Source organism: Cytobacillus sp. QJM3NY_8 (assembly GCF_056173585.1).
Genome location: NZ_CM149681.1, coordinates 2,772,155 through 2,786,030, shown reverse-complemented (window position 1 = coordinate 2,786,030; position 13,876 = coordinate 2,772,155). Strand labels below are relative to the sequence as shown.

Below are 13,876 nucleotides of genomic sequence, written 5' to 3'. Positions count from 1 at the left end.
CAAGACGCAATCAGGCCCCGAAAGCGCAAAAAAGCAAGGGTCAGACGCAAATGACATAAATATCGGCGCAATAAAGAAACAGAACAGCGCAATTAAAGCAAATCAAGACACAATCAGGCCCCGAGAGCGCAAAAAAGCAAGGGTCAGACGCAAACGACTTAAATATCGGCGCAATAAAGAAACAGAACAGCGCAATTAAAGCAAATCAAGACGCAATCAGGCCCCGAGAGCGCAAAAAAGCAAGGGTCAGACGCAAATGACATAAATATCGGCGCAATAAAAAAAGAGAATAGCGCAATTAAAGCAAATCAAGTCGCAATCAGATCCCGAAAGCGCAAAAAAGCAAGGGTCAGACGCAAACGACTTAAATATCGGCGCAATAAAAAAAGAGAACAGCGCAATTAAAGTGAAAATTGGCAGGGCAGCAGATCGTTTCATGCTGCCTTGCAGCTATGTAACCGGAGGAGAATAACCATGATTAAGCTCATCGTCAATGCTGATGATTTCGGCTATAGTCCCGGAGTTAACTATGGAATTTTGCACAGCCATCTATTTGGAATTGTCAATTCCGCCACCATGATGATGAACATGCCCGGAACCGGGCAAGCCCTGGCAATGGCCAGACAATACCCGGGTTTACGAACTGGCGTCCATTTAGTCCTGACATGCGGGAAGCCGTTATTATCCCATTTAAGAACTTTAACGACTAAAGATGGATACTTCAGATCACAGGCAGATTTGGACGGAATATCCGCACTTGAGCTCGAGCTTGAATGGTCTGCACAAATTGACCGTTTTATCGAGGCTGGTATTGTGCCTTCCCATTTGGATAGCCATCATCACGTTCATACACGCGAAGAGTTTCTCCCAGTGATTCAAAGCCTTTCCAATAAATACGATCTCCCTTTCAGAGTCAATGGCGACTTTCCGCTTGAAGGAGTCAAAAGTTATTCTAACAGATGCTTATTCGATTTTTACGGAGATGGCATTCAGGAAGATTATTTCAGCATGCTGGCAGAAAAGGCGGAAGACGGGGAAACAGTGGAAGTCATGTGCCATCCGGCATTCGCAGATCAATTGCTAATGGAGGGGTCATCTTATAATTTAATGCGGTTAAAAGAGCTGGAAATACTGTGCTCCACAAAGCTTCCACCAGATATAAAGCTGCTATAAGAAAAACAGTGTCCGGCAAGGGACACTGTTTTTTAGTCATTACTTCTTAATTTTCTTCATTTCATCTGCTACAAATTCCACATCTGTACCAACAATGATCTGAAGGTTTGTCTTGCTTAATTTCATGATTCCTTTTGCGCCATGTGCTTTCAGTGCACTTTCCTTAACCTTTTCCATATCAGCAATATTTAAGCGGAGGCGTGTTGCACAGTTATCAATGGAAGTGATGTTGTCAGCTCCGCCAATATCTTTGATAAAATGGCTGGCCATAACTTCATACTTATTATTGCCCTGACTGGCAGGTGCCTCTTCTTCTTCAACTACATCTGTTTCATCTTCACGGCCAGGCGTTTTCAGGTTAAACGCTTTTATTAAGGCATAGAAGATAACGAAGTAAACAATGGCGTAGATGACGCCAATTCCTAAAAGCAGCAGCGGCTTTTCAGCGATATTAAAGTTCAGCGCATAATCGAGTGCGCCTGCTGAGAATGTGAAACCATCGCGGATTCCCAACAGAGACGTAACCCACATGGAAACCCCGGTTAAGATGGCGTGAACTCCATATAGAAGCGGTGCAATAAACATAAATGAGAACTCGATTGGCTCTGTAATACCAGTCAGGAATGAAGTTAGTGCAAGACCAATGAACATTCCTGATACAGCTTTCCTATTTTCAGGCTTAGCTGTTGCAATGATTGCAAATGCTGCAGCTGGAAGACCGAACATCATAACAGGGAAGAATCCAGTCATGTAAGCGCCTGCTGACGGGTCTCCGGCGAAGAAGCGGGCAATATCTCCATTAACTCCTTCAAATTCGCCGAACTGGAACCAGAATAAACTGTTCAATACGTGGTGAAGACCCAATGGAATTAGCAGGCGGTTTAAGAATCCAAATAGACCTGACCCTAAAGCACCGAGACCAATGATCCAGTTGCCCAATGAATCGATTGCGCCCTGGATTGGAGGCCAGGCAAAACCTGCAATGGCAGCCAGCAGAATCATCGTTACGGAAGTAATAATCGGAACGAAGCGTCGGCCGCTGAAGAATCCAAGCCAATCCGGAAGTTTGATATCATGGAAGCGGTTATATAATAATCCAGCAATAATACCGGCAATAATACCGCCCAGTACTCCCATATTTATATTTTCATCGATGGCAATTGCTCCTTCTGTTAATACAAGAAAACCGATGGCGCCTGAAAGGGCAGCTGCTCCATTACTGTCTTTCGCGAATCCCATGGCAACCCCGATGGCAAAAATAAGTGCGAGGTTGGCGAAAATGGCATTGCCGGCATTTGCGATAAACGGAATGCCCAATAAATCATCTTGTCCAAAGCGGAGCAAAAGACCTGCGGCAGGCAGGACGGCAATCGGAAGCATTAATGCTTTACCAATTCTTTGTAAGAATCCTAACATATAGATCTCTCCTTAATAAAAAATAATGAATAAGAAAGCGTTTTACTAAACTGTCGTAATCATACCAAAATATAAATATAGTTGTCTATACCATTTTAAAATAAAAAATTCTTAAGATCAGGATTTACGTTCTTATGTTAAGACTTTTCTAACAATGAAATTGGTATAGACAACTATACTTTGGGGTGATACGATATTTATTATAAATGGGTTTATTTAATTACTATATTTTGCATTTAAAAGTGCAAATATATTCTTATTCAGCTTTTTAAGCAAGGAGGAAACTCATGATGGAGATTATTAAAGTAAACAGCTATGAAGAAATGAGTAAAACCGCAGCAGATTATATCATCAGGAAGATACGCCAGCATCCTGAAGCAACACTGGGATTGGCAACCGGAAGCACTCCTGTGGGAACTTATAAAAGGTTGATTGAAGATCACCAGGGCAACAAAACAACATATAAAAAAGTGACAACTTTTAATCTGGATGAGTATATCGGTCTTTCAGGGGAAAATCCGCAAAGCTACCGTTATTTTATGGATTCAGTATTGTTTAATCATCTGGACATCCAGAAGGAAAATACTTTTGTCCCTAATGGTACTGCTGAAGATTTGGGAGAAGAATGCCGTAATTATGAAAGTAAGCTGAAAAACCATGGCGGCATTGATCTGCAAATTTTGGGAATCGGCAATAATGGACATATTGGCTTCAATGAGCCTGGAACGTCTTTTTCATCTAAAACTCATATTGTTGATTTAGCAGATTCTACAATTAAAGCCAATGCCAGGTTTTTTCATACGATCGAAGAGGTGCCGACCCAAGCCATTACAATGGGAATCTCAACGATCATGCAGAGCAGGGAGATCCTTCTTCTCGCTTCAGGTGAAGCAAAAGCAGATGCCATTCAAAAGCTTCTTGGAAATGGAGTTAATGAACATTTCCCGGCATCCATCTTAAAAAATCATCCAAACGTGAAAGTGATTGCCGATGAAGCGGCTCTAAGCGCATCAAAAGTCTCGGTATAAATGGGGTTGTAGCAATGCTTGCGAAATATCTGAATGAAGTAAAAGAATTATTGACCCTTGTGGAAAAAGAAGAAGGTCAAAAAATGAAAAATGCCGCCCGTGCATTGGCTGAGTGTATTCAAAACAATGGGATTATTCATGTATTTGGATGCGGACACTCTCATATGCTCGGGGAAGAGCTGTTTTACCGGGCAGGTGGGCTGGCCCCGATTAAGCCTATTTTTGTAGAGGATTTAATGCTTCATAAAGGAGCGGTCCGTTCCTCTTTAATGGAAAAACAAAATGATCTTGCCGGAAGCTTTATGGAAAATGCTGATATCCGGCCTGGTGATGTGGTCATTGTAGCATCAACATCAGGACGGAATCCAGTCCCAGTAGATGTAGCTGAAATCTCAAAAGAGAGTGGAGCATTCGTCATTGGGATCACATCCCCGCGTTATGCGAATACACAGTCCTCCCGGCACAAAGACGGAAAATACCTGTATTCATCTGTGGATTTAACAATTGACAATCATATAGAACCAGGGGACGCAATGATGGAGCATTCAGCTTTGGGGATCCGGTTTGGCTCCGCTTCATCTATTATTGGCTTTGCAATTGTAAACAGCCTGATGGCGGAAGCAGTGGAAGTGATGATTAAAAACGGTTATGAACCGCCTATCTTTAAAAGCGGCAATGTAGACGGAGCAGAACAGCATAACCGCGAGCTGGTTAAAAAGTATAAATCCCGAATTCCACTGCTGGAAGGATAAAAAAATGGAATTGATAAAGGCAATCGAACAGACCAGACAAGCTATGATTGATTGCATTTATTCAAGGGGACTAACTGATGAAAAGACCTTGAAATTAAGCCGGGAACTGGATAAGTTAATTGTTGAATCACAGCTAATCAAAAGTTATAAAATGAGACAATTTGCAAATAAATGCGAAGAAATTGCAAACAAATCGGAAATTAGGAAATAACCTTAGAAAACCTGCAAAAAAACAGCGGGAACTTGCAAACAAACTCTGCAAAACTGCAAATAAAACCGCTCAGGCCAGCATACCTGAGCGGTTTTTCTATTATAGTGCATCTTTTATCACTTTTTTCGAATAGATTACAGACAAAATTCCGAAAATCGAATAAAGCACTGTGTAAAGCACCATAACCAGGATCATCGGCATCCAAAGCTCGCTTCCGAAGAAGAACCAGCCGGATTGTACGGCAAAGTAGCTGTGCAGAAGGCCGACGATAAGCGGAATTCCAAAGTTGAAAGCCATTTTGGATTGAATTCCGCGCAGCAGGTCTCCCTGTGTAAAGCCAAGTTTCCGCAGGATTGTATAGTTTGGTTTTTCATCCTCACTCTGATCCATTTGTTTGAAATATAGAATACAGCCTGAAGTGACCAAAAAGGTTAAACCGAGAAACCCGACAATAAACATGATCAGTCCCATGTTCATTTTTTGCCTTGTGCTCATCTCTTGCTGGGAATCGGCTCTGCCGCTGAATTCCATTTCTTTGAAGAGTGTATTGGCTTTTTCAATATCGCTGTCACTCTTCATATCCACTCCGATGAAAAGCGAATCTTCATCCTGGAGTTCAGGATTTAGATCAGCTTTCAGGTCTTCATATACCTTCTCATCCACAATAGCAACAGGCAGACCGCCTGATGTAAAATAAAACGGGAGAACAAAATCTTTTTTTAACCCTAAATATTTTTGTTTAATCGTGTTTGTTTTTCCCATGAACTCAAGTTCTCCTGAGTCCTTGAGCGTCATAAATTTCTGCAGTGCATCATTATATCCTGTCAGTACGGTTTCTTTTGGAGAAAGCTTAATGCCATCTATGGATGTTTCGCTTACAACAGGCAAGATCATGTTTGGTGAATCAAAATTCATTTCTTCCAGATTGACATCCAGAATGTCCTTCATATTAGCATCTACATGCAATAACTCAATACTTTTTTCCTTATATTCTAATCCCTCTTTTTGAAGGCTCCCGGTAAACTTCCCTGCATCTTCCTTGTCAGTGAACGAAAAGTGGGAGGGGAGGCTATCCTGGGCTGATTTTTCCGCTGAGTAGTAAGAAATATAGCTTAATGACAGCAGCCCGATCGCAAGGGCGGACACAGTTGTAATAATCGTTAAAAGCAGTGCACTCGACTTCATGCGGAACATGATGGAGGACAATGAAAGCACTTCGTTTACATTCAGGTATCCATCTTTCCTTTTGCGGATCAGGCTGGCGATAAAGCTTACCGATCCTTTATAGAAAAGGTAGGTTCCAATGATAACGGAAGCAAGAATCACCACCATCGCGAGGAACAGCTCGTTCATGGATGTGAAATCCCCGCCGAATAAAAGGGAAGAGATATAATAGCCGGCAATGATCAAGGCTAAACCAAGCACGCCCAATATCATTTCCAAAATGGACAGCTTTTTGACTTTTCCTTCTGCAATCGAAACCACCCTGAATAAAGATAGAATGGTTTGCCTTTTGATAAAAACAAAGTTCATCAGCATGATGAAAATATAAATAACCGTAAAGACGATGACAGTCTGCAAAAGCGCCTCACTTGAAAAGTGCAATGATGCAATTCCTTCAACACCTGTCAATTTAAAAAGGACCATCAGTATTAATTTCGAAACCGAAAAACCGATAAAGATTCCAATGATCAAAGAACCAAAATACAGCAGGAGATTTTCCAGGCTAAGGAGCCTGAAAATTTCATTTTTTGTCATTCCTATCAGCTGAAAAAGCCCGATTTCTTTGCTTCGCCTTTTGATAAAAATAGTGTTGGCGTACAGAAGAAAGATGGAAACGATCGCCACGAGCAGAATAGAGGCTGTTTTGATTGCTGCTGCACCTTTAATCGAGCCTTTTGCTTCGGACATCGATGGGTCATATTGAAGGGTGACAAAGGCGAAATAAAGCGCGACACTGAAAATGAGGGCGAATACATAAAGATAATAATTTTTCAGATTCTTTTTCAAATTGCGGAGGATGATGGTATTAATGCTCATGCTGTACACCGCCCAAAACGCCCTGTGTTTTCATGATATCTTTGAAAAAAGCCTGTCTTGATTGATCACCCTTATTCAGCTGAGTATAAATCTGGCCATCCTTGATGAAAATAACCCGGCTGCAGAAGCTTGCAGCCACAGGATCATGGGTGACCATGATAATCGTTGCTTTCCTTTTCTGATTTAAATCACTTAACTTATTCAGTAAGTCTGATGCTGATTTCGAATCCAGCGCACCTGTCGGCTCATCCGCGAAAATGATGCTTGGTTCATGAATGAAAGCACGGGCTGCGGAAGTCCGCTGCTTTTGCCCGCCGGAAATTTCATTAGGGTATTTATCCTTTAACTCGAATATTCCGAGCTCACTCGCAACCGCTGCAAACTTTTCATCTGCTTCTTTTTTTGGTGTTTTGCTGACGGAAAGGGGGAGAAGGATATTTTCCTTCACTGTCAATGTATCCAGGAGATTATATTCCTGAAAAATAAACCCGAGGTGCTTCTTGCGGAACTGTGCGAGCTGCTTTTCCTTCAGTCTTGTCATTTCCTTTTCTTCAATCTTGATTTCTCCGCCGCTAACACTGTCAATAGACGAGAGTACATTGAGAAGAGTGGTCTTCCCAGAACCTGAAGCGCCCATAATGCTTACAAATTCACCCGTTTCAATTTTTATATCAATTCCTTTTAATACTTCCTGCCTATTAAATTTATTGCCGTAGCTTTTATGAATTTTTTTGGCTTCTAGTACAAACATGTGTAACCATCCTTTCTTTGATAGCTTTATTATAGAAGGTAACGTATATGTAATTCCTTCGATTGAACGAACAAACAGCAAAAGCATGTGACATTTTTGTCACATGCCTGTTATGCTGACGAAATCATTGCGCGTAGGGAAGACTAGTGTCATGATTGTGCCTTTGCCTAAACAAGACTCTACATGGATTTTTATTTTTAGCTGGTCTGCGGCTTTTTTGGCTAAATATAACCCCATGCCTGTTGCTGCGTTTTCATGATGATTTGCAGTGGAGGTGAACCCCTTCTCAAAGATTCGAGGCAAATCCCTCTGATCGATGCCTCTGCCAAAATCCTGAATCCTCAAGGATATTTTACTGTCTTGCAGGAAACTCGAAATCAAAATGTCTGTTTCCTCACTATACTTCACAGCGTTGGTTAAAAGCTGGCGTATGATAAAACTGAACCATTTTGCGTCGCTTAGAGCTTCTGTTTCTTCCATTTCCATATCAAAGCCAATGCCTTTTTGCATGCACCAGGACTGCAGAGATTTGATTTCGCTGAATAGGATGTCTTCGAGATGAATCATTTCAATATATAAGTCATTTTCCATTGAAGGAATCCGCTTTTGATGCAGCTGCTGATCAAGAAGAAGGTGGATGCGCAGCCATTCATACGTTAGGGCGGATTTCAGATTCTGATCCCCAATCCGGTCAATCATGAGATGCATGGCAGTCAAGGGTGTTTTTACTTCATGAATCCAGGACAGCAGTTCATCTTTTTCCTGCTCGAGAAGTGTCCAGTTCTGGGTGAACTCCTTTTTAAACCGTTCGGTTTGGCTAACCAGGCCCGACTCCATTATTTTTTCAAATGGGCTTTCAGGCTCCGGTATGCTCGATAAATCTAAATTATTTTCCCGCTCGGCTACTTCTCTGTAAAATCGTGTTTCTTTCTGATAACGGAGAAAGATGAATCCAGTGAAAATGATTGCAGATAAAAAGGTGTAATAAAGGAAGGGCTTAAAGGATATGGCCGAGTCCATATATACTACAAAGGCGGCAAGCACCTGAAGGAAACCGAACAGCAGGATCCAGCTTAACCTTTCTCTGATATAGTTCCTAAACATGCGAGGCATCCTCTTCAATTGCCATATATCCCTGGCCGACCTTTGTTTCGATCTTTCCGCCAAGCCCGATGTCATCAAGCTTCTTCCTTAGTCTGTTAATATTGACCGTAAGAGTATTGTCACTAATGAATCGTTTGTCATCCCATAGGCTATTAATGATATCGTCCCTGCTGACAATTTGATTTTTTCTTTCTATCAAAAGCTTTAATATGTAAATTTCATTTTTCGTTAATTCTATGCAGCCACTCTCATTTGTAACGGTATTCTTTTCGAAATCAACCGCCGCATCGCACCAGGTCTTTAGGTTATTCTGAACGGCACTATAGTTATAGACGCGTCTGAGGATTGCCTGTATTTTGGCAATCAGGACTTCAAAGTGGAAGGGCTTTTGGACGAAATCGTCAGCGCCAAGCTGCATGGACATGACCATATCTGTTGGATGATCCCGGGATGACAGGAAAATAATCGGCACATTCGAATGTGATCGAATCATCCGGCACCAATGAAACCCGTCGAACTTCGGAAGCTGGATATCGATAATGACCAAATCGGGCTGAATGCCGGCAAACTCCTTCATGACTCCACTGAAGTCATGAATTCCATGGACTTCATAAGACCACTGGGAGAGGCGGTCTTTGATTTCAGAAAAAAGGGAGGCATCATCCTCAATTAATAGCACTTTAAACAATCAACTCACCACACTTTTGCATATTCCTTCCATTATTGTATAGGAAAAGACCAAAGTGTGCCAGATTGTTTCCAGGCTGTGTTAAAATAGGGTAAAAAGCAGGTTTTGTGCATGGAAATCTTTCTTTTCATCTTTATTATTTTAATTGCATCCATTCTGCAGACAAGCACGGGATTTGGTTTCTCGATCCTGGCCACACCGTTTTTGCTGCTTCTTTTTGAACCTAGAGAAGCCATTCAAATTAATTTGATTTTATCTTTAATGATTTCTGCCGCATTATTTTCAAAAATCAAGAAGGATACAGACTTTGGAGTTTTGAAAAGGTTTGCAATTGGAAGTGCAGCCGGGCTGCCTATCGGAATTTCCATTTTTTTATTTTTGGATATTTCCAGGCTGAAGTTAGCTGTCAGTTTCATTATTTTGCTTTTAACGATCCTTTTGATGGCGAATTTCCGTGTGAAAGAAACAAGCCGCAGGGATTATTCAGTGGGCGGATTGTCAGGAATAATGACAACCAGCATTGGCATGCCCGGCCCGCCGCTCCTGTTGTATTTTTCAGGAACTGATACCCAAAAAGAGCGGCTTAGGGGAACTACCTTGGCTTTTTACTTGTTTATCTACTCCGCAAGTCTGGTATTTCAGATAATCTTTGCAGGGACCAATAAGACGATTTGGCTTTCAAGTTTGTATGCTTTGCCACTGGTGCTGCTGGGTCTATACTTGGGACAAATTTTATTTATTAAAATCAATCAGCGTTTTTTCAAGGTTTTTACATACAGTATCTTGATTTTCACAGGGATTTACATGCTGGTTGAGAGTGTGAGGTAGGAAGCCGGCATGAAAAGAAAGGCGGGGCTAATAAAATAGTGCTAATTAGAATTAAGCAAATCACGAAAAGGGGTCTGTTCTTGAGTAAAAAACTGATCTTTTGGATCCTGTCCTTCCTGTTTTCATTCTTTGGTTTTTACCTGATAGAACACCTTTTTACGGTAAATCCGCATGTGACTTCCGGCAATGGAAATTTAGGCATCCTCGTAATCTTTCTTTTTACACCTGTTTTTATTTCCAGCTGGGTCAATACTTTTAAGCTTGTAAAAACAAAGATGGTGAAAGATGGTAAAATAACTGTAGGAATTCTGCTTTTTTCACTTGCTGGCTGTGTTTTGCTGATGATTGAAATGAATGATTACACAAGTGAGCTGATCACTGCTCTAGGCGGGACGCCGGATAACCCGGATTCAAGAATTTACCGTTTTGGCTGGTTCAATCAATACACAAATAGTCTTTACTTTAATGTTTATACCTTTTTCTTATCCCATATCGTAACCGTCATTTTAGGCATCCTTTCAGCTATAAGAAGGACAAATATATATTAAAAAACTCGCCGAAGCGTGGCGAGTTTCTCTTTATTTTTTAGAAGGCAGTTTTATTGGACGCCAACAGCATCATATGCTGCCATGACTGCGTTTACCTCAGCGGAAGGCTGTCCGTTTCGATCCGGATGCAGGTCTCTTGCTGCCTGGATGGCTGCCTGGCGCATTTGGCTGAAGTCGGAGCTTGCTGTCAGATAATGGGTAAGTGCTCTGTAGAAAATCTTCTCGGCTTTTGTTTTTCCGATGCCTGTAACCGAAACACCGTAATGAGTGCCTCCATCTGTGATCAGGTGGGCTGCTTTGTTGTTGATGCTGCTGTTGATATGGACACCGCCTTTATCAAGTTCTCCAATATAACGTTTGCTGTAATGATCAGGGTAGTAGCCTGATTCTGTATAGCCGCCGATATAGACCGAACCTGGATCACTCATGGAACGGAGACCGTCACCTGGTGTAGTTGGCGTCCAAATATCCTCGCCCAATAACCATAGGTCTTCACCTGTTTTATTTTCAGCAAAAGCCCCTAAAATATCTGCAATGGATTCATTGATCGCACCGGATTCATTTTCATAATTTATATCGGCTGTATTGGTGATCACTCCATGTGTCATTTCATGCCCGATTACATCCAGGCCCCCGGACAGGGAAATCATCCTGGTTCCGTCTCCATCTCCGTATAGCATTTGCTTGCCATTCCATGCAGCATTATTCCACTTCGAACCGATATGGACAGTTGAAACTAATTTCATTCCTTCGCCATCAAGGGAATCCCGGCCATGTACCTTTTTATAATAATCATAAACTTTTCCTGCGTTCACATGGGCAGACACCGCTGAAGGATCATAGAAGAAGTTGTTTCTGCTTTCCACCTCGAATCCGGTCATTCCAAGCAGGGCTGAAAGGATTATAAACGCGTTTTCAGGCATGCGGTTCGCTTTAAATGTATGGACACCTTCAGATCTTGTCCCATCGAATAAATAGTGCGTTCCTGTTTCCGGGTCTTTAACCGCCTGGAATGATTGAAGTGTCCCGAAAATATCCATTCCTCTTGCTTGAACAGGTTCTGAAACAGTCGGAAGTGCTTTCGGTTCAGGCTGGGAAGAAGCAGTCTGCTGTGCCTCAGGTTGTTCAGGTAAAGATGGTGTCAGTTCCGTGATGGCATTATAGCTATGAATGATGTTTCCAGTTACAGCATCTACAAAATAATGCCAATACCCTGGTGCCGGCGCTGAGGTGGAAGCTGTTACATAATAAGCCAGATGCTTTTGCCCGTTATGCGGATAAATAACAAGTTCTCCTTCTATACCATCATAACTCTTCACTTCTCCGATCTTATCTTCAATGCTTTCCTTTGCCTTTTCCAATGCTTCATCTTCGCCCAGTTTCGCCTCTGTAGGAATAATGGAACGTGCCAGATTTGGTGTAACTTTACCGAAGAAGGCTGTCACATTGTTTTTGTCGTCCAAAGCAATGGTCTGCTGTGCTCCGTATACTGGTATTCCGTTGTATTGCTCTACTGTTCTGAAATGGTGTGTGTTTGTCTGCTTATCATCGAATTGATCAATGATTTTGAATTGATCCTTGGCCTCGTAGCCGGCGTTTTTGAATAAGTTCGCCTTGGATTGAAGGAATGCATATACAGCTTCTTCCTTGCTCAGTCCTTCAGGAGCTTGCCAGGTCCCAATTATGTAGGAAGGCGTCTTTAATTCCTGATGATACTTAACGATTTCTTCATTTGCCAGCACATTTTTTGCGGGCAGTGATAGTCCCGAGATGGAAAACGAAGCTGCCAGAACTGCAGGGAGTACTTTCTTTTTTAGCTTATTTCTTTTCAAACTGATCACCTCTTAGTTTGGATTGGTATTTCAAGGTCAATTATTCTGAAAATTCCACGAATGGTCAATTGGGTTATAGGGATCAGTGATATGCCTGTCTTTTATGAATTCGGAAATCAAAATAGCCTGTATTTTGCCTTGGAATACCGCAAAATAACCCAATTTACTTTGCACATGACCTCTCGTATGCTTGTTCCACAGACACCTTTTCGGGAGGAGAGCGGGGGATGAAGAAGGGATTGAATAAACTCATTTTGCCGTGTCTTTGCTGCCTGAGTTTTTATACAGGCACTCAGCTTGTCGGGAAAACAGAAGCTGCCTTTACAAGCCAGGCAGAGGCAAAGCCTATTATAATTTCCACTGCTTTTGTTTTCCCATCATATATTCACGGGCTTGAAGAGGAAGCCAGGATAAACAGTGAACAAATACTAAAAGAACACGCCGGTTTAGAAACATTTGTGAAGAACGGGCTGTTAAATGAGACCGCAGATCCGTCCTCCGAATTTTTGAGAAAAAAAGAACAGATAACAGCCAGCTTGAAGAAACTTCATAGAATAAGAGCTGAACTGGAAAAACTGTTTCTAAAAGCAGAAAAAAAGGAAGGATATGAGTTTGTAAGTAAGGGTTTCATTAAAGTAGACAAACTCCTTCTGCGAATAAATGATTCTCTTAACCTTCAGGAGCTGGAACAGCTTTTTTATCAAAAATGGCAGGAGCAAAAGAAAAAGCAGCAGGGAGAGGACATTAAGACAAACGAATTGGAAACGGATGAAAAATTAGAAATGCCTATCAGGGAGCAGGAAAATCAGATGATTGAACACAAAGAGCCAGCTGAGGAACAAGCGAATCCAGCGGAAGAACAGACTGTCAGCAAGGACAAAACACAGAAGGATGAAGAGGAGGAAATACCCAATGAAGAAAATCCTGAAAATACTGAGTAAATGTATCAGTGCAGCAGGATTGATGCTCCTGTGTCTGCTTGCTGTTTGGGTGATATCCTCAAAAGCATCCGGAGGAGAACCGTCCCTTAAAGGTTATCAGGCAAAAGCTGTTTTATCGGGATCCATGGAACCGACTTTCATGACAGGGTCCATCATTGTAGTGAAACAGCCGGACAGAAATTTAAAAAAGGAAGATATTATTACATTTAAATCAGGAGATAAATTAATTACCCATAGAATTGTCGAAGTAAAGAAAACGAAAGCCGGGGTTTTATATCAAACAAAAGGCGACAACAATGACGCTCCGGATATGGAATATGTCCAGCCTAAAAATATAGCCGGTAAATATGTAGGTTTTACCATCCCATATGCAGGCTATGCGGCTGAGTTTGCAGCATCCAAAGAAGGTTCCGCACTCCTGCTGTTTATCCCGGGACTGCTCCTGCTGCTATCTGCTGCGAGGACAATTTTTCTGGCTCTTAAAGAATACGAAACTAAAAACGCTTAATACTCCGGTTATGCCTCTTATTTGCCACAGGTAATAAGAGTTAAATAAATTTATAA

General features: G+C 41.7%; 14 protein-coding genes. 8 read left to right on the top strand and 6 right to left on the bottom strand.

From position 1 onward, the window contains the following. The first annotated feature begins 474 nt into the window (after positions 1-474). Positions 475-1,173 (top strand): chitin disaccharide deacetylase, encoded by a 699-nt coding sequence (chbG, locus tag AC0VZ9_RS14465; RefSeq protein WP_009334326.1) that lies wholly within the window; start codon positions 475-477, stop codon positions 1,171-1,173. A gap of 39 nt (positions 1,174-1,212) precedes the next feature. Here the strand turns inward: chbG and nagE are convergent, their stop codons facing one another. Next, positions 1,213-2,589: an N-acetylglucosamine-specific PTS transporter subunit IIBC gene (gene nagE, locus AC0VZ9_RS14460; protein ID WP_009334327.1), complete on the bottom strand. Its 1,377-nt coding sequence runs from the start codon at positions 2,587-2,589 to the stop codon at positions 1,213-1,215. 290 nt (positions 2,590-2,879) lie between these two features. Here nagE and nagB point away from each other — a divergent pair, with 290 nt between their 5' ends. The 3 genes from nagB to AC0VZ9_RS14445 are packed head-to-tail and all read left to right on the top strand — an operon-like array spanning position 2,880 to position 4,580. Beyond that, positions 2,880-3,617, top strand: coding sequence for a glucosamine-6-phosphate deaminase (gene nagB, locus AC0VZ9_RS14455; protein WP_026041826.1), 738 nt, complete (start codon positions 2,880-2,882; stop codon positions 3,615-3,617). Between the two features lie 14 nt (positions 3,618-3,631). Beyond that, on the top strand, positions 3,632-4,369 hold the full coding sequence (locus AC0VZ9_RS14450; RefSeq protein ID WP_009334329.1) for an SIS domain-containing protein: 738 nt from the start codon (positions 3,632-3,634) through the stop codon (positions 4,367-4,369). Positions 4,370-4,373: 4 nt separating this feature from the next. Beyond that, on the top strand, positions 4,374-4,580 hold the full coding sequence (locus AC0VZ9_RS14445; protein ID WP_009334330.1) for an aspartyl-phosphate phosphatase Spo0E family protein: 207 nt from the start codon (positions 4,374-4,376) through the stop codon (positions 4,578-4,580). A gap of 99 nt (positions 4,581-4,679) precedes the next feature. On the opposite strand, the gene AC0VZ9_RS14440 is transcribed toward AC0VZ9_RS14445, so the two are convergent. The 4 genes from AC0VZ9_RS14440 to AC0VZ9_RS14425 all read right to left on the bottom strand — a co-directional run bounded on the left by AC0VZ9_RS14440 (position 4,680) and on the right by AC0VZ9_RS14425 (position 9,163). Next, complete coding sequence (locus AC0VZ9_RS14440) at positions 4,680-6,620, bottom strand: ABC transporter permease (RefSeq protein ID WP_071156129.1); 1,941 nt, start codon at positions 6,618-6,620, stop codon at positions 4,680-4,682. Continuing rightward, a complete protein-coding gene (locus AC0VZ9_RS14435) occupies positions 6,610-7,371 on the bottom strand; it encodes an ABC transporter ATP-binding protein (RefSeq protein WP_009334333.1) in 762 nt (253 codons plus the stop codon). Before AC0VZ9_RS14435 ends, AC0VZ9_RS14440 begins: the two co-directional genes overlap by 11 nt. A gap of 99 nt (positions 7,372-7,470) precedes the next feature. After that, complete coding sequence (locus tag AC0VZ9_RS14430) at positions 7,471-8,475, bottom strand: sensor histidine kinase (RefSeq protein WP_009334334.1); 1,005 nt, start codon at positions 8,473-8,475, stop codon at positions 7,471-7,473. Beyond that, positions 8,468-9,163, bottom strand: coding sequence for a response regulator transcription factor (locus tag AC0VZ9_RS14425; protein ID WP_071156127.1), 696 nt, complete (start codon positions 9,161-9,163; stop codon positions 8,468-8,470). Before AC0VZ9_RS14425 ends, AC0VZ9_RS14430 begins: the two co-directional genes overlap by 8 nt. Positions 9,164-9,274: 111 nt before the next feature. Between AC0VZ9_RS14425 and AC0VZ9_RS14420 the strand changes: the two genes are divergently transcribed. Both AC0VZ9_RS14420 and AC0VZ9_RS14415 read left to right on the top strand, forming a co-directional pair. Further along, on the top strand, positions 9,275-9,991 hold the full coding sequence (locus AC0VZ9_RS14420) for a sulfite exporter TauE/SafE family protein (RefSeq protein WP_071156125.1): 717 nt from the start codon (positions 9,275-9,277) through the stop codon (positions 9,989-9,991). A gap of 80 nt (positions 9,992-10,071) precedes the next feature. After that, positions 10,072-10,539, top strand: a complete 468-nt coding sequence (locus AC0VZ9_RS14415) for a hypothetical protein (protein ID WP_071156123.1) — start codon at positions 10,072-10,074, stop codon at positions 10,537-10,539. 50 nt (positions 10,540-10,589) lie between these two features. Here AC0VZ9_RS14415 and AC0VZ9_RS14410 read toward each other — a convergent pair whose 3' ends face one another. Beyond that, complete coding sequence (locus tag AC0VZ9_RS14410; protein WP_071156122.1) at positions 10,590-12,371, bottom strand: M4 family metallopeptidase; 1,782 nt, start codon at positions 12,369-12,371, stop codon at positions 10,590-10,592. Between the two features lie 227 nt (positions 12,372-12,598). Here AC0VZ9_RS14410 and AC0VZ9_RS14405 point away from each other — a divergent pair, with 227 nt between their 5' ends. Beyond that, complete coding sequence (locus AC0VZ9_RS14405; protein WP_251157522.1) at positions 12,599-13,312, top strand: DUF4047 domain-containing protein; 714 nt, start codon at positions 12,599-12,601, stop codon at positions 13,310-13,312. Continuing rightward, entirely contained in the window at positions 13,284-13,820 is a 537-nt protein-coding gene (sipW, locus tag AC0VZ9_RS14400; RefSeq protein WP_251157521.1) for a signal peptidase I SipW, read from the top strand. The genes AC0VZ9_RS14405 and sipW overlap by 29 nt, the downstream gene beginning before the upstream one ends. Positions 13,821-13,876 lie beyond the last annotated feature (56 nt).